Source organism: Pseudomonas californiensis, from assembly GCF_021147775.1.
In the GTDB taxonomy this organism is placed as follows: Bacteria; Pseudomonadota; Gammaproteobacteria; order Pseudomonadales; family Pseudomonadaceae; genus Aquipseudomonas; species Aquipseudomonas californiensis.
In genome coordinates this window covers 128,636-143,092 of the sequence record NZ_JAGTPK010000011.1, presented here as the reverse complement: position 1 = coordinate 143,092, position 14,457 = coordinate 128,636, and the positions used below count along the sequence as shown (strand labels likewise).

Below are 14,457 nucleotides of genomic sequence, written 5' to 3'. Positions count from 1 at the left end.
GCGGGCCGGCGAGTTCGATGTTTTTCACCGGGCCTTGTGATCAGCAGGCGGTGCGGAGGTCGGCTGCTGTCCACTGGCATTGCGCTCAAGCAGTTCGATGAGCAAGGCGGTCTGTTCATCAAGGCTGCGACGGTCGCGGTGCACCAGCCCTACATCGCGATGAAAGGTGTGCTCGCCAAGATCCAGGGCGCGGATCCCCTCGGGCCAGTCCCGATGGCTGGCGGTCTGCGGAATCAACGCCACGCCCATGCCTCGCGCAACCAGCTTGATAATGGCTTCCAGCTCATCCAGTTCGCAGACCTCACGCAGGCTGAAATGCATTTGACGCAGGAATCGATCAACCTGTCTTCCGCCAAACGAGGTACGGTCGTAGCGAATCAATGGCTGGGATGACAGCAGTTCTACCCAGTCATCACCCGGCAATTCGCTGGGCACGATCAGCCGATAGGGCTCGTGCGCCAGGCTTGTCCAGCGCAAGTCGCTTTGCAGCGAAAACGGTGGTCGGATGATTGCCGCCAGGTCGATCTCACCGGCGTCAACCTGATTGATCAGGTTCATCGAAACGCCCGGAATGACCCGTGTTCGACACTGCGGCCAGTGGCGATGAAAGGCGCTAAGAGCGTCGGGCAGTAGCGAGCATTGCATGGAGGCAATGGCACCGATGGTCACTTGTACTGTGGCCGGTGGGCCAGCCGGTGTCGTGCCGAGGCTGTGGTAGAGGCGGATCAGCTCCTGCGCCTGCAGCAGCGTCTGCTGGCCCATTTTGTTCAGGTGCGCCGAGCGGCCCTTGCGGTCGAAGAGTGTGAAGCCCAATTGCGCTTCGAGGCGCTGCATTTGCGCGCTGACCGCCGCTTGGGTAAGACCGATCCGGTTGCCTGCAGCAGCGAATGTTCCTTCCTGAGCCACGGCTACCAGGGTCTTCAATTCGCGAATCATTGATAGATCTCTTTTGTGTATCAGAGAAATATATATTGATTTTATTGGTCAGTCGCCTGGCCTATGATTTTCGCGATGAACGAAGAGGGCGCCATCGACGCCCCGATACGTCAACCCCAAACCTGACCGTGGAGCAACTGATGAGCCTTTCTCCTTTTCATCTGGCGATACCTGTTTACGACCTTGCCGCCGCGCGCACTTTTTACGGCGATGTATTTGGTTTGTCTGAGGGCCGCTCCAGCGAGCAATGGGTCGATTTCGATTTTTACGGGCACCAGTTGGTGATCCACGAACACCCTAAAACATCGTCACAAGAGCACGTGCACAGCAATGCTGTGGACGGTCACGATGTACCGGTTCCGCACTTCGGCATCATCCTGCATTGGGAACAGTGGGAGGCATTGGCTGAACGACTGCGGTCGTTGGGGACCCAATTCGTGATCGAACCCTATATCCGCTTCAAGGGCCAGGTCGGTGAGCAAGCCACCATGTTTCTGTTTGACCCGTGTGGCAATGCGCTGGAGTTCAAGGCGTTCAAGGACATGAGTCAGTTGTTCGCCAAGTAAGCGAGAGCCGCTGAGCCCAGGCAGCAGGCGATAAAAAAGCCCCGCCAGACGACGTCTGACGGGGCTTTGCTTCAAGCGGTGTGAGCCTTAAAGCGCCATGTCACTGGCAGGGTTGCTTTCACGCTTCGGTGCAGGCTGGCCAGCAGGCGCTGGAGCAGCTGCGGCGGAAGCCTTGTTGACCGGTGGCGGTGGAGTCAGTTGCAGGGTCTCGGCGGTGTAAGCCCATTCCTGTGCAACCCGATCCGGGTTTTCGTTCAGCTTGGTGCCGTAGCTTGGAACGATCTGGCGCAGTTTTTCCTGCCAGGCTGGTGTCGCTACCTTGTCCTTGAAGACTTTCTCAAGTACGCCCAGCATGATCGGCGCTGCGGTCGAAGCACCTGGCGATGCACCCAACAGACCGGCAATGCTGCCGTCCTTGGATGCAACGATTTCGGTACCCAGCTTCAGAACGCCGCCTTTCTCTTCATCACGCTTGATGATCTGAACGCGCTGACCGGCCTGCATCAGGCGCCAGTCTTCTTTCTTGGCGTTCGGGAAGTATTGCTGCAGTGCAGCAAAACGGTCGTCATCAGACATCATTACCTGACCCGCCAGGTATTCGATCAACGGGTACTGCGCGATGCCAACCTTGGTCATTGGCCAGACGTTATGAGTCGTCGTGCTGGTCAACAGATCAAAGTAGGAGCCGTTTTTCAGGAATTTCGTCGAGAACGTTGCGAACGGGCCAAACAGGATCACGCGCTTGCCGTCCAGAACACGGGTGTCCAGGTGAGGAACGGACATGGGTGGCGCACCGGTCGATGCGATGCCGTAGGCCTTGGCCATGTGCTGCATGGACAGCGTCTGGTTCTCGGTGACCAGCCATGAGCCGCCAACCGGGAAGCCGCCGTATTCCTTGGCTTCAGGAATGCCCGACTCTTGCAGCAGGTGCAGAGCCGCACCGCCCGCGCCGATGAACAGGAACTTGGCGTCGGTTTCAGTCACAGAACCGTCTTTCAGGTTCTTGTATTTGACGCGCCAGGTGCCATCGTCGTTATGACTGATGTCTTCGACTTCGCTCGACAGCTTCAGGCTGAAGTTGGACTTGGTTTTCAAGTTGGCCACGAACTGACGAGTGATCTCGCCAAAGTTCACGTCAGTGCCGATTGGCGTCCAGGTCACGGCCAGCTTCTGCGCAGGGTCACGACCTTCCATCATCAGCGGAACCCACTTCTTGATCTGCTCGTGGTCTTCCGAGTATTGCATGCCGCTGAACAACGGGCTGGCTTGCAGGGCGGCGTAACGCTTGCGCAGGAACTGGATGTTGTTGTCGCCCCACACAAAACTCATGTGCGGCGTGGAGTTGATGAACGAGCGCGGGTCTTTCAGCACGCCGGTCTTGACCTGCTAGGACCAGAACTGGCGCGAAATCTGGAAAGCTTCGTTGATTTCGATCGCTTTGGAGATATCAACGTTGCCGTTCTTGTCTTCCGGGGTGTAGTTCAGCTCAGCCAAAGCAGAGTGACCGGTACCCGCGTTGTTCCAGCCGTTGGAGCTTTCTTCGGCCACGCCATCGAGGCGCTCGACCATTTCCATCGACCAGCTTGGCTCGAGCTCATTGAGCCAGACCGCCAGGGTCGAACTCATGATGCCGCCGCCGACGAGCAGTACATCAACTTTCTTGGCTTCGGCTGCGTGCAGAGGCGTCAGCCCCAGCGACATCGCCAGACCCAGAAGGGCCGTGTTCACTTTCTTAAACATACTGTAATCCATTTGATAAACGCCATCCGCCGACTGCCCCTGAGGATCCGGGTGCTTTCGCGTGCAACGAAGCATGCGACAAACGCTCGCACCTGCAGGGACTAGAGGTGGACATACAAGGCCAATACAATACCGCTCGAGACCTCAGTTTATGTCCTACTGCGCTGGCTTCTTATCGTCGTTGGACTCAGCGTCATGAAGTGACATGTGCTCTATTGATGTATCGCTGCGCAAGGGGATCAGGTCCCCGTCACACGCTCGTGCGACACACCTGGTCAGCCTGTTCACGGAGTCTTGGACGCCTGACGGAACCATGAAGACACGCTCTGTGGCGTTTTTTCGTCTGCGCAGTCAGCGCCACATCATGGTGCCATTTCGGCAAAGACGCGGCATTTTGGCACACTGTGGCCCTCTGATGCGAGGTGACATCATCACATCGCCCCGGAAACGCTTGATACAGACGCCTCGCAGCGCCTAAGCGGCTGTATCGCCCGCCAGGCTTCAATCTTGAGCAACTGGCCGAAATACCGTGCTCCGCACGTCTGAATTCCTGCCCTTTATCGTAAATCTTCTGGCGAGATGAGCCCTTCGATGGCTAAGCCCATAGACCCGCATTGTTGAGAAAAACTCAGCAGTGTTAGCTAATTCTAGGGGCTAATGCTCGAAGTGTCCCGCTGTTAGGCTCGGTGGGGCATGGACGAAGTTTTCTTCTTTCATCGGCGCCCGGTCATGGGCGTTTAATACCACCCCATAAACAGTCGCGCTTTGGCAGAAACGTGGAACTTTCGCCGTGCTGGCCAGTTAAACACTAGGCAGCCAGCGATGGTGGCCAGGTCAGGCGCGCCACTTGAAGACAGGGATTGCCGTGATCAGATTTTCGTGGGCTGTATTGTCGTTATCGCTTTTGGCGTTGCATGCCAATGCTGACAGTGCGCAAAACCAGAGCGCCGTGACGGTGAAAGTGAATGGTGATCAACCGTCTGCCGTTGGCTCCGGGAACTACTTTACTGGCACCGTTCGTATCGATTCACCTTTCAAGGGCACTGAACCAGCCCGGGTGAGCGGCGCAACGGTGACATTCGAGCCCGGTGCCCGTACTGCATGGCACACGCATCCGCTTGGGCAGACCCTGATTGTGACTGCTGGCAGTGGCTGGGTGCAGGAAGCCGGTAAACCGGCCCAGCGCATCCGTCCTGGCGATACGGTCTGGATCCCGCCCAACGTGCTTCATTGGCACAGGGCAACCGCAACAACCGCCATGACTCACATTGCCATTGCAGAGTCGCTGCAGGGCAAGGTCGTCGATTGGAAGCAACAGGTCAGCGAGCAGGAGTACGCCCAGGCCGCTGTCCCACAATAATGCCCGTCGCCCTACAGAAGCGATGGCTGATACCGAGTGATCCTGATGAACGAACCCAAGACCCGGAAGGAACCTGTTGCCGAAACTGACACCGTGCAGCCTTCGCGACGCAATTTTCTCAAATTCGGTGCGTCTGGCATCGCCGCCGTCACGCTGTCGACCTGGATACCGGCTGACGGCATGCTGCAGGCTGAACCTCTCGCTGCGCCTGTATCTGTGGTGAATGACGACAGCGCACCGGGTGCAGGTGAGCATCGTATCCAACTGACGGTAAACGGTCAGGTGCACACCCTGAATGTTCCGGCCAATGCGGTTCTGCTGGACGTGCTGCGCGACCGGCTGCAACTGACTGGTACCAAGAAGGGCTGTGATCACGGCCAGTGCGGCGCTTGTACGCTGCTGGTGAATGGCGTGGCCATCAACTCCTGCCTGTCGATCGCTGTTCAGCATGATGGCGACAGCATCACCACCATCGAAGGGCTGACCGTGAACGGCAAGCTGCATCCGGTGCAGGAAGCGTTCTGGGAACACGATGCCTACCAATGCGGTTACTGCACATCTGGCCAGATCATGAGCGCAGTGGCGATCCTCAAGGATCCCAACATAGGTTCAGACGACGCCAGCGTGAAAGAGGCCATGAGCGGCAATATCTGCCGGTGTGGCGCTTACAAGAACATCCTGACGGCCGTGCAGTCGGCGCGTTCCAAAATGGGGAGTGCAGTCTGATGCGGACATTCGATTACGCGCGGGCCGCCTCGCCCGCTCAGGCAATCACTACCGCAGCGGGCAGTGGCGAGCGCTTTTATCTGGCGGGCGGCACCACGCTGCTCGACCTGGTGAAGCTCGACGTGATGCAGCCAGAGCAACTGGTGGACATCAATCACCTGGCACTCAAGCAGGTCGAGTCGCTGTCTGATGGCCGCCTGCGGGTCGGTGCTCTGGTCAGCAATACCGACCTCGCCAGCCATCCGCTGGTGCAGCAACGCTACCCGGTGCTCGCCGAGGCGATCCTTGCGGGTGCCTCGACCCAGCTTCGCAACAAGGCCACTACGGCAGGCAACCTTATGCAGCGGGTGCGCTGTCCGTATTTCCGCGACGGTGTTTCGGCGTGCAACAAGCGCCAGCCAGGTTCCGGGTGCGCTGCCATCGGCGGTCTGAACCGCAGCGTGCATGCCGTTCTGGGCACCAGCGATCATTGCATTGCTACACATCCATCGGACATGTGCGTGGGCATGGCGGCGATTGGCGGGCAGGTCACAGTGCAGGGCGCGAACGGGTCCAGAGACATCCCGTTTGCCGATTTCCATTTGCTGCCAGGCGACACGCCAGAGCGTGAGCATGCATTGGCGCCTCGCGAGCTGGTTACACATGTGACCCTGGACGCACCGTTGTCGGGTGGTCGTTCCAGCTACCTGAAATTGCGCGACCGTACCTCGTATCAGTTTGCGCTCGCTTCAAGCGCTGTGATTGTCGTGATGGACGGCAAGCGCATCAGCGACGCGCGCATTGCGCTGGGCGGCGTGGGTACCAAACCGTGGCGCGCAGTCGAGGCCGAGCGCGCACTGATCGGTCAGCGAGCCGACATGGACACCTTTGCCCAAGTGGCAGCGCTGGCGATGAAAGGCTCGCGCGCCTACGAACACAATGCCTTCAAGGTCCCGCTGGGTCAGCAGGTCATCGTCCGCAATCTTCGTGACCTTACGGCGTAGGAGCTTTTCATGAGCGAGCAGAATCAGCAGGTCATCGGTACGCCACAGCGTCGTATCGACGGCGGCAAGAAAGTCAGTGGTCAGGCGCTTTATGCAGCCGATCACGCCATGAAAGACATGCTGTATGCGTATGGCGTCTATAGCACCATCGCCAGCGGCAGAGTGACTGCGATCAACGACCAGCAGGCCCGGTCGATGCCGGGTGTGGTCGAGATTTTTCACTATGGCAATTTCCCGGCGCTGCACCGTACCCCGAATGCTCCCCTGAGCTTCGCCAAAATGCTCTCGGCGAGCAAAACAGATGAACACCGTTTGCCGTTCGAAGATGATCGCGTCTATTACCCCGGTCAGTTCGTGGCGCTGGTGGTTGCCGAAAGTTTCGAGCAGGCGAGGGCTGCGGCCTATCGTGTGACCGTGGATTACGACGAGGCACCTGCGGTCAAGGACCTGCAAGAAGGCTTGCGCAAGAATGGCGCCCGCGACGGTGGTGCAGGGCATCATCGTGGCGACCCGGATCGCGCATTTCTGGGCGCGGCCCGCAAAGTCGATCAGACCTACACCACTCCGGTTGAAGTGCATAACCCGATGGAAATGCACGCCAGCACCGCCTGGTGGCAGGACGGCAAGCTTTACGTCTACGAGAGCACTCAGGGCGTGGTCAACCACCGTAATCTTTTGGCCAATGTGTTCGATCTGCCTCCGGATAGGGTCGAAGTTCGCGCGCCGTTCATAGGTTCCGGTTTCGGTGGCAAGCTCTGGCCATGGCCGCATTCTGTGGCCGTCTGCGCTGCCTCGAAAGTCACCGGCCGCCCCGTGCAATTCGTGTTGCCGCGTGCGCAGATGTTCACCACTGTGGGCCATCGCCCGGAAACCCGTCAGCGCCTCAGGCTGGCAACGGATGCCAACGGCAAGCTGCTTTCGATTCGCCATGAGTCGTTCAACACCACGTCGACGCTGGACGATTACACCGAAAACTGTGGCGGCGTGACCAAGAGCCTTTATGCCTGCGACAACGTGTTGGTCAGCCACAAAATCGCCCAGGTCAATCGGGGTACGCCGACCTCGATGCGCGCGCCGGGCGCTGCGCCAGGGTTGTTTGCGCTGGAATCGGCCATCGACGAAATGGCATTGGCCACCGGTATGGACCCATTGGTGTTCCGTCAGTTGAACCTGTCGGACAAGGACCAGAGCGTCGGTCTGCCGTGGTCCAGTAATCACCTCCCTGAGGCCATCGACAAGGCAGCTGAACGTTTTGGCTGGCACGCTCGCAAGCCTCAAGTGGGTTCGATGCGTGAAGGTGATGAAATCATCGGTTATGGCATGGGGGCGTGTAACTGGGAGGCCTATCAGGTGCCCACTGACGCCCGGGTGATTCTGCGCGCTGACGGCACCGCGCTTGCCCAGTGTGGCTTGCAGGACATTGGCACTGGCACTTACACCATCGTCGCCCAGACCGTCAGCCAGTTGACCGGAATTCCCGTGGAGCGGGTTGAAGTCGAACTGGGCAGTTCGTCTTTCCCGCCTGGACCCGTGTCCGGTGGCTCGTGGGTGACGGCCAGCGTGATGCCCGCGATCGCCGGTGCTACCCGTGAAGCCCTGCAGAAAATGCGTCAGTACGCGGTCGGCAAAGACGCGATTTTTGCCGGAAAAGATCCTGAGTCGATCACCGTCGAAAACGGCCGGTTGGTGTCAGGCGAGCAGCGTGCAACCTTCGCCGACATCTTGAACGGCCAGCGCTTGTCGCGGGCTGAAGGCAATTTCCAGAGTGGTCTGCCGGAGAAGGGCAAGTACTCGTTCCGGTCGTTCGGTGTGCACTTCGTGGAAGTGCGTTGGGATCCGGGCATTTCCAGCCTGCGTGTCTCACGCGTGGTCAGCGCAATCGACGTCGGCAAGGTGGTCAACCCGTTGGCGGCGCGTAACCAGGTTGAAGGCGCGATTGTCATGGGCATCGGCATGGCCTTGTTCGAGGCTGGCGAGTTCGACCCACGCAACGGTTTGCCGGTCAATAACAACTACGCCGAATACGTGGTGCCAGTGCATGCGGACCAGCCCGATATCGACGTCATGCTGCTCGATTATCCGGATTACAACCTGGGTGAGTTCGGCGCGCGTGGCATTGGCGAAATCGGTGTGACCGGGCTGGCTGCCGCAGTCGCCAACGCGGTGTATCACGCCACCGGGAAACGGGTGCGCAGCCTGCCCATCACCAAGGAAAAGCTGATGGCGGGGCTGTAGAAATGAAGCAACTCGATTTGCAGGTCATTCAGCAGGCGCGTGACTGGCTGGCCGTCGGCAAACCGGTGTGGCTGTGCACCGTGCTGTCGACGTTCGGCTCAGCCCCGCGCGGGCCGGGCGCCATGCTGGTGGCGCTCGACAACGGTGAGCACCGTGGCTCGCTGTCCGGTGGCTGCGTGGAAGAGGATTTTCTCGAGCGAGTGGCCGCAGGCGGTTTTGACCCGATCAACCAGATCGTGCGTTACGGGGAGGGTGGGCTTGCACCTACGATGGCCTTGCCATGCGGCGGTGTACTGGATGTGCTGATCGAGTGCATTAAGCCCTCTCCCGATGCGGACCGACATCTGGCGGCTGTCGAGCAGGCGCTGGCAGGTCGTGAGTTATTGACCCGCAACGTGCTGCTGGGCTGCGGTCAGCGAAATCTGGGCCCGGCCACGCTGGGTGAAGCGCGGGTCCGCGTCGACAATGAGCGCATCAGCATCCGTATGGGCGCGGTGTATCGGGTGTTGTTGGCAGGGTTATCACCCGTGGCCGAATTCTGTGCCAGTTTCTCCGTTGCCATGGGCTACGAGGTCATCGTTTGCGACCCTCGAACCGAGGTGACTGCCGGGTTTTCCATGCCGGGCGTGGAAGTACGTGGCGTGTTGCCTGCGGTGTTTATCGCCGAAGGTGGTTGCCATGCGTCCACCGCGGTATTGGCGCTGACTCATGATCCAAAACTGGATGACCTCACCCTACTGGAAGCCGTGCGCACCGAGGCGTTCTACATTGGCGCCATGGGCTCGATGCGCACCAGCGGCAAGCGCCTCGAGCGGCTGACGCGCATCGGCGGGCTGGATGAAGAGGCGCTGGCGCGCATTCATGCGCCGATCGGGTTGAATCTGGGCAGTAAAACGCCTGCTGAAATTGCAATAGCCGTGATGGCAGACGTGCTGAGGGTCGCCAACGGCGTCAGTCGCGAGGCATTGTGAGGTGTTGCTGACAGGCAATCTCGAGCGCTGAGCGGGTATCGGCATCGCGTAGCGTGCCGGGGTCGTCACACGCCATCACATCACATTGTGCGGCGTTCGCGGCGATCACGGCCCTGGCGCCTTGATCGCCCTCGAGCGTCAGCAGGGCAGGCCAGAATGCCCGGCCGATGATCACCGGATGACCTCGCTGTCCGTCATGCGTGGGCAGCGCGATGCGTTGTGGATCGGCCATCTTCGCAAGGTCGCGCAAGGTCTGCGTCTGTATCCAGGGCATGTCTGCCAACAAAACCGCCACCGCGTCGAACGGAGACAACATCAGCGCTTCAATCCCGCTTGCAAGGCTGTGGCCCATGCCCAAGTGCGCGTGCTCGCTGCGAATGACCTGCACGCTGGACGGTATGCCGAGCGCATCTGCATCATCGTCATTGCGTAATACCACCCCAATGTTGCTGAATGCTTTTCTGGCACCCTCCATACTCGCCGTTAACATGGAACGGCCGCAGGGCAGAAGCGCCTGACGTTTGTCGCCCTCGAAGCGGGTGCTGCGGCCCGCCGCGAGAATGAGGGCGAACACTTGGGGAATCGGGCGGTCTATGCTGGTCAATCCGAATCCTTATCAAGAGGTGAGGAAGCAAGGGGTACACGTCTCAGCACTGTCACAGCAGGTTCCTGGCAGTGCGGTGCACGTACAATGCCTCATTTCGCTGCCGGGTCGTTAGTGGCTCGATTCATGTCTTTTGAGGGTTTCTAGTGGACAATCACATCCGCCCGGTCGAATTGGAAAAAGCCTATCGCTTGCTCAACCACGGCCCGACCGTACTGGTGTCCTCCAGTCATGATGGTGTGTACAACGTCATGTCAGCCGCTTGGGCGTGTGCGCTGGACTTCTCGCCACCCAAGGTGACGCTGGTCATCGACAAGATGACCAAAACCCGCACCCTGGTTGAAAAGAGCGGCTATTTTGCGCTGCAGATCCCTAACGTCGATCAACTTAACCTGACGTTTGAAGTCGGCACCCAAAGCCTGGTGTTCGCTCCGGACAAACTCGACAAAGCCGGGGTTGAGCTGTTCCGTATCGAAGATCACGATACACCGCTGGTGGCAGGCTGCTCTGCCTGGCTGATCTGCCAAGTCATTCCGGAGCCACACAACCAGCAGACCTACGACCTGTTCATCGCCGAAGTCGTCGGCGCCTGGGCTGATACTCGTGTGTTCAACGATGGCCACTGGGAGTTTGAAAAAGCCGATCCCAAATGGCGCAGCCTGCATTACATTGCAGGCGGGCATTTCTACACCATTGGTGAGCCTGCCATTGTGGAAACCGACGAGTCATAAGCGCACGTTGTCGAGTGACATCAACGAAAACGGGGAGCTCATGGCTCCCCGTTTTCGCTCAACGACTTCAGATCAGTTGCGATCACGCCAGACGGTTTGCGCGTTGCAGAACTCGCGTACGCCAAAGTGCGACAGCTCTCGCCCGAAGCCGCTTTTCTTCACGCCACCAAAGCTGACGCGCGGGTCCGAAGCGCTGTAGCCGTTGATGAATACGCCACCGGTTTCCAGTTCTTCAGTCAGTTGTTCGGCCAGCTCCAGGTTGCGGGTGTAGACCGTGGCGGTCAGGCCGAACTCGCTGTCATTGGCCAGCTGCAAGGCATGACGGGCGTCACGAGCCGTGATGATAGAGGCCACAGGACCGAACAGTTCCTGCTTGAACGAAGTCATCTGATCGGTCACGCCGCCCAGTATGGTCGGTGCATAGAAGTTGCCCTGGCCTGCAACTTTCTCGCCGCCCAGCAGCAGTGTGGCGCCTTCGGCAAGCGTGTCCTGTACCTGTTCGTCCAGTTCGTCACGCAGATCGAAACGCGCCATCGGGCCTATATAGGTATTGGCAGCCAAAGGATCGCCCATCACCAGTGCCTGCGTTTGTTCGACAAACTTGCGGGTGAAAGCCTCAACCACGCCTGCTTCGATGATCAGACGCTTGGCCGCTGCACAGACTTGTCCGGTGTTCTGGTATCGGCCGATCACGGCGGCTTTTACCGCTTGATCCAGGTCGGCATCGTTGAGCACGATGAACGGGTCGGAGCCCCCCAGTTCCAGAACACATTTTTTCAGCGCAGCGCCGGTCTGAGCGCCGATGGCCATGCCCGCCCGGACGCTGCCGGTCAGCGTGACGGCGGCAATCCGTGGGTCGGCAATGGCTTTTGACACGCCGTCCTGGGTCACGTTGATCACTTCAAACACGCCCTCAGGAAAACCGGCGCGCTTGAACGCATCCTGCATCAGATAGGCACAGCCCATTACGTTGGGTGCGTGCTTGAGCACGTAGGTGTTGCCAGCCAGCAAAGTGGGGACGGCGCCGCGTAGCACCTGCCAGATCGGGAAGTTCCACGGCATGACCGCAAGGATCGGACCGAGCGGGCGGTATTCGATACGGGCCTTGTCGTTTTCGACCTGAGTCGATTCGGCCACCAGCATCGCCGGGCCTTGTGCCGCGTACCAGTCACATAACTGGGCGCATTTTTCGACTTCGCCTTTTGCTTGAGCGATGGGCTTGCCCATTTCATTGCTGATCATGCGTGCAAGGGTGTCAGCCTCGTCGCGCAGGGCCTGGCCCAGGGCGACGATTCGCTGAGCGCGCCCTTCGATGGGCTCGCGTTTCCATTTGACGAAACTGCTTGCCGCACGTGTCAGTGCCTGATCGAGTGCAGCGTCGGTTTCATAGGCGTACTGGCCGATCTGCTCGCCGGTGGCGGGGTTGATCGAGAGCGCGTGGGTGTTGCTGGATAAGGTGGTCATGGCGCCATCCTGTTCAAGTGGGAATGGAACCAGAATATCCGCGTGCAATGCTTTCTAAAACTGAATAATAATGAGCGATATGTTCACGTTTGGAGAATGAGTATGGATCTTGTCCAGCTGGAGATTTTCAAGGCTGTTGCCGAGCACGGCAGCATCAGCGCTGCGGCCCAGCATATTCATCGTGTGCCTTCGAACCTGACCACGCGTATCAAGCAACTCGAAGAAGACCTGGGCGTCGAGCTGTTCATCCGTGAGAAAGCACGCTTGCGGCTGTCACCCGCAGGTTGGAATTTTCTCGATTACACCCGCAGGATTCTTGATCTGGTGCAGGAGGCACGTCTGGCTGTGTCGGGCGAAGAACCGCAAGGACCGTTCTCTCTGGGCTCGCTGGAAAGTACTGCGGCAGTGCGTATTCCCGGTTTGCTTGCGGCGTACAACCAGCAATACGCCAAGGTCGAACTGGACCTGTCGACCGGGCCGTCCGGGACGATGATCGACGGTGTGTTGGCGGGACGCCTGGTAGCTGCCTTCGTGGACGGGCCAGTGCTGCATCCGTCGCTTGAAGGGGTGCCGGTATTCGAGGAAGAGATGGTCATCATCGCGCCGCTGCACCATGCGCCGGTCACACGCGGGCGGGATGTCAGTGGCGAAAGCATTTATGCGTTTCGTCCCAACTGCTCGTATCGGCATCATTTCGAGCGCTGGTTCAGCGAGGATGCGGCCGTGCCAGGCAAGATCCATGAAATGGAGTCTTACCACGGCATGTTGGCCTGTGTCAGCGCCGGGGCGGGCCTGGCGTTAATGCCGCGCAGCATGCTGGAAAGCATGCCGGGCTGCTCTGCCGTCAGTATCTGGCCGTTGTCTGAAGCGTTTCGTTATCTGAATACCTGGTTGATCTGGCGGCGGGGCACCGTTTCACAAAGCCTGACGCGCTTTGTGCAACTGGTTGAAGACCAGATGGCGAACTCCGGGCCATCGCGTGCGCAGCCGCTGAAGAGCGGCTGACACGCTGGCAGGCGCTTATCGAGGCGCTGACACACGCCGGGCAATCGCTGCACCGACTTCCTGAGTTGATCGCTGGCCACCGAGGTCCGGCGTGACATCGCCACTGGCAATCACCTGCTCGATCGCGGTCACGATCTCGTCGTGCGCAGCGGTGAAGCGTGCATCGCCCTGGCCCAGGAATTCCAGCATCAAGGCACCGGACCAGATCATGGCAATCGGGTTGGCGATGTTTTTGCCGAAAATATCCGGAGCGGAGCCGTGTACCGGCTCGAACAGCGAAGGGAAGTTGCGCTCCGGGTTCAGGTTCGCCGAAGGCGCAATGCCGATGGTGCCGGCGCATGCCGGACCCAGGTCGCTGAGGATGTCACCGAACAGATTGGACGCTACGACGACATCAAAGCGTTCCGGTTGCAGCACAAAGCGCGCGCACAGAATGTCGATGTGCTGCTTGTCCCAACTGATCGCTGGATACTGGCTGGCCATGGCCTCGGTGCGTTTGTCCCAGTACGGCATGCTCACTGCCATGCCGTTGGATTTGGTCGCCGATGTCACATGCTTGCGCTCGCGTTTGCTGGCCAGTTCGAAGGCGTATTTGAGGATGCGGTCGACACCACGGCGGGTGAACACCGACTCCTGCAATACGAACTCGTTTTCGGTGTTCTCGAACATGATGCCGCCCAGTGACGAGTACTCACCTTCGGTGTTTTCCCGGACCACGATAAAATCGATGTCGCCTGGCTTGCGGTTGGCCAGCGGGCAGGGAACGCCGGGGAACAGGCGCACCGGGCGAATATTGGCGTACTGGTCGAACTCGCGACGGAATTTAAGCAGCGAGCCCCACAGCGAAATGTGGTCAGGCACTTTGTCCGGCCAGCCCACTGCGCCGAAGAAAATCGAATCGAAGCCTTCTAGCTGCTCGAACCAGTCGTCCGGCATCATCTTGCCGTGCTCCAGGTAATAGTCGCAGCTGGCCCATTCGAAGTATTCGAATTCCAGCTCCAGGCCATGTCGTTCAGCGGCGGCTTGCACCACGCGGACGCCTTCCGGCAACACTTCCAGGCCAATCCCGTCACCGGCGATGGCGGCGATACGCAGTTTCTTGTTGTTCATGGTGGGGCGTTCTCGATGGGTTGCAC

12 protein-coding genes and 1 pseudogene are annotated in these 14,457 nt (G+C 59.3%); 8 read left to right on the top strand and 5 right to left on the bottom strand.

Going from position 1 to position 14,457, the window contains the following annotated elements:
• Positions 1-24: 24 nt before the first annotated feature.
• Positions 25-936: a LysR family transcriptional regulator gene (locus KDX37_RS13165; protein ID WP_231653140.1), complete on the bottom strand. Its 912-nt coding sequence runs from the start codon at positions 934-936 to the stop codon at positions 25-27.
• A gap of 140 nt (positions 937-1,076) precedes the next feature.
• On the opposite strand from KDX37_RS13165, the gene KDX37_RS13160 reads away from it, so the two are divergent.
• Positions 1,077-1,502 carry a VOC family protein gene (locus KDX37_RS13160; RefSeq protein ID WP_231653139.1) on the top strand — a complete coding sequence of 142 codons (426 nt, stop codon included), beginning with the start codon at positions 1,077-1,079 and terminating at the stop codon, positions 1,500-1,502.
• A gap of 87 nt (positions 1,503-1,589) precedes the next feature.
• Here the strand turns inward: KDX37_RS13160 and mqo are convergent.
• Positions 1,590-3,242 (bottom strand): annotated as a pseudogene (gene mqo / locus KDX37_RS13155) (malate dehydrogenase (quinone)).
• Between the two features lie 904 nt (positions 3,243-4,146).
• On the opposite strand from mqo, the gene KDX37_RS13150 reads away from it, so the two are divergent.
• Genes KDX37_RS13150 through KDX37_RS13130 form a run of 5 tightly spaced genes read left to right on the top strand, consistent with a single transcriptional unit; the run spans position 4,147 to position 9,517 of the window.
• Positions 4,147-4,602: a (R)-mandelonitrile lyase gene (locus KDX37_RS13150; RefSeq protein WP_406642255.1), complete on the top strand. Its 456-nt coding sequence runs from the start codon at positions 4,147-4,149 to the stop codon at positions 4,600-4,602.
• 45 nt (positions 4,603-4,647) lie between these two features.
• Positions 4,648-5,328, top strand: a complete 681-nt coding sequence (locus KDX37_RS13145) for a (2Fe-2S)-binding protein (RefSeq protein WP_231653138.1) — start codon at positions 4,648-4,650, stop codon at positions 5,326-5,328.
• On the top strand, positions 5,328-6,311 hold the full coding sequence (locus KDX37_RS13140) for an FAD binding domain-containing protein (RefSeq protein ID WP_231653137.1): 984 nt from the start codon (positions 5,328-5,330) through the stop codon (positions 6,309-6,311). Before KDX37_RS13145 ends, KDX37_RS13140 begins: the two co-directional genes overlap by 1 nt.
• Before the next feature lie 9 nt (positions 6,312-6,320).
• Positions 6,321-8,546: a xanthine dehydrogenase family protein molybdopterin-binding subunit gene (locus KDX37_RS13135; RefSeq protein ID WP_231653136.1), complete on the top strand. Its 2,226-nt coding sequence runs from the start codon at positions 6,321-6,323 to the stop codon at positions 8,544-8,546.
• 2 nt (positions 8,547-8,548) lie between these two features.
• Positions 8,549-9,517 carry an XdhC family protein gene (locus KDX37_RS13130; RefSeq protein ID WP_231653135.1) on the top strand — a complete coding sequence of 323 codons (969 nt, stop codon included), beginning with the start codon at positions 8,549-8,551 and terminating at the stop codon, positions 9,515-9,517.
• On the opposite strand, the gene KDX37_RS13125 is transcribed toward KDX37_RS13130, so the two are convergent.
• Complete coding sequence (locus KDX37_RS13125) at positions 9,498-10,121, bottom strand: nucleotidyltransferase family protein (protein WP_231653134.1); 624 nt, start codon at positions 10,119-10,121, stop codon at positions 9,498-9,500. The two genes, KDX37_RS13130 and KDX37_RS13125, sit on opposite strands and share 20 nt — an antisense overlap.
• 146 nt (positions 10,122-10,267) lie before the next feature.
• Between KDX37_RS13125 and KDX37_RS13120 the strand changes: the two genes are divergently transcribed.
• On the top strand, positions 10,268-10,852 hold the full coding sequence (locus tag KDX37_RS13120; RefSeq protein WP_231653133.1) for a flavin reductase family protein: 585 nt from the start codon (positions 10,268-10,270) through the stop codon (positions 10,850-10,852).
• Between the two features lie 72 nt (positions 10,853-10,924).
• On the opposite strand, the gene KDX37_RS13115 is transcribed toward KDX37_RS13120, so the two are convergent.
• Positions 10,925-12,316, bottom strand: a complete 1,392-nt coding sequence (locus KDX37_RS13115; RefSeq protein ID WP_231653132.1) for an aldehyde dehydrogenase family protein — start codon at positions 12,314-12,316, stop codon at positions 10,925-10,927.
• 102 nt (positions 12,317-12,418) lie between these two features.
• Here KDX37_RS13115 and ptrR point away from each other — a divergent pair, with 102 nt between their 5' ends.
• Entirely contained in the window at positions 12,419-13,321 is a 903-nt protein-coding gene (ptrR, locus tag KDX37_RS13110; protein ID WP_231653131.1) for a putrescine utilization regulator PtrR, read from the top strand.
• Between the two features lie 15 nt (positions 13,322-13,336).
• On the opposite strand, the gene KDX37_RS13105 is transcribed toward ptrR, so the two are convergent.
• Positions 13,337-14,431: a tartrate dehydrogenase gene (locus tag KDX37_RS13105; protein WP_231653130.1), complete on the bottom strand. Its 1,095-nt coding sequence runs from the start codon at positions 14,429-14,431 to the stop codon at positions 13,337-13,339.
• Positions 14,432-14,457 lie beyond the last annotated feature (26 nt).

What these genes read in the sequence shown, in the direction of transcription:
- KDX37_RS13165 (WP_231653140.1), bottom strand. Translation starts at nt 936, where the DNA reads ATGATTCGCGAATTGAAGACCCTGGTAGCCGTGGCTCAGGAAGGAACA.
- KDX37_RS13160 (WP_231653139.1), top strand. Translation starts at nt 1,077, where the DNA reads ATGAGCCTTTCTCCTTTTCATCTGGCGATACCTGTTTACGACCTTGCC.
- KDX37_RS13145 (WP_231653138.1), top strand. Translation starts at nt 4,648, where the DNA reads ATGAACGAACCCAAGACCCGGAAGGAACCTGTTGCCGAAACTGACACC.
- KDX37_RS13140 (WP_231653137.1), top strand. Translation starts at nt 5,328, where the DNA reads ATGCGGACATTCGATTACGCGCGGGCCGCCTCGCCCGCTCAGGCAATC.
- KDX37_RS13135 (WP_231653136.1), top strand. Translation starts at nt 6,321, where the DNA reads ATGAGCGAGCAGAATCAGCAGGTCATCGGTACGCCACAGCGTCGTATC.
- KDX37_RS13130 (WP_231653135.1), top strand. Translation starts at nt 8,549, where the DNA reads ATGAAGCAACTCGATTTGCAGGTCATTCAGCAGGCGCGTGACTGGCTG.
- KDX37_RS13115 (WP_231653132.1), bottom strand. Translation starts at nt 12,316, where the DNA reads ATGACCACCTTATCCAGCAACACCCACGCGCTCTCGATCAACCCCGCC.
- ptrR (WP_231653131.1), top strand. Translation starts at nt 12,419, where the DNA reads ATGGATCTTGTCCAGCTGGAGATTTTCAAGGCTGTTGCCGAGCACGGC.
- KDX37_RS13105 (WP_231653130.1), bottom strand. Translation starts at nt 14,431, where the DNA reads ATGAACAACAAGAAACTGCGTATCGCCGCCATCGCCGGTGACGGGATT.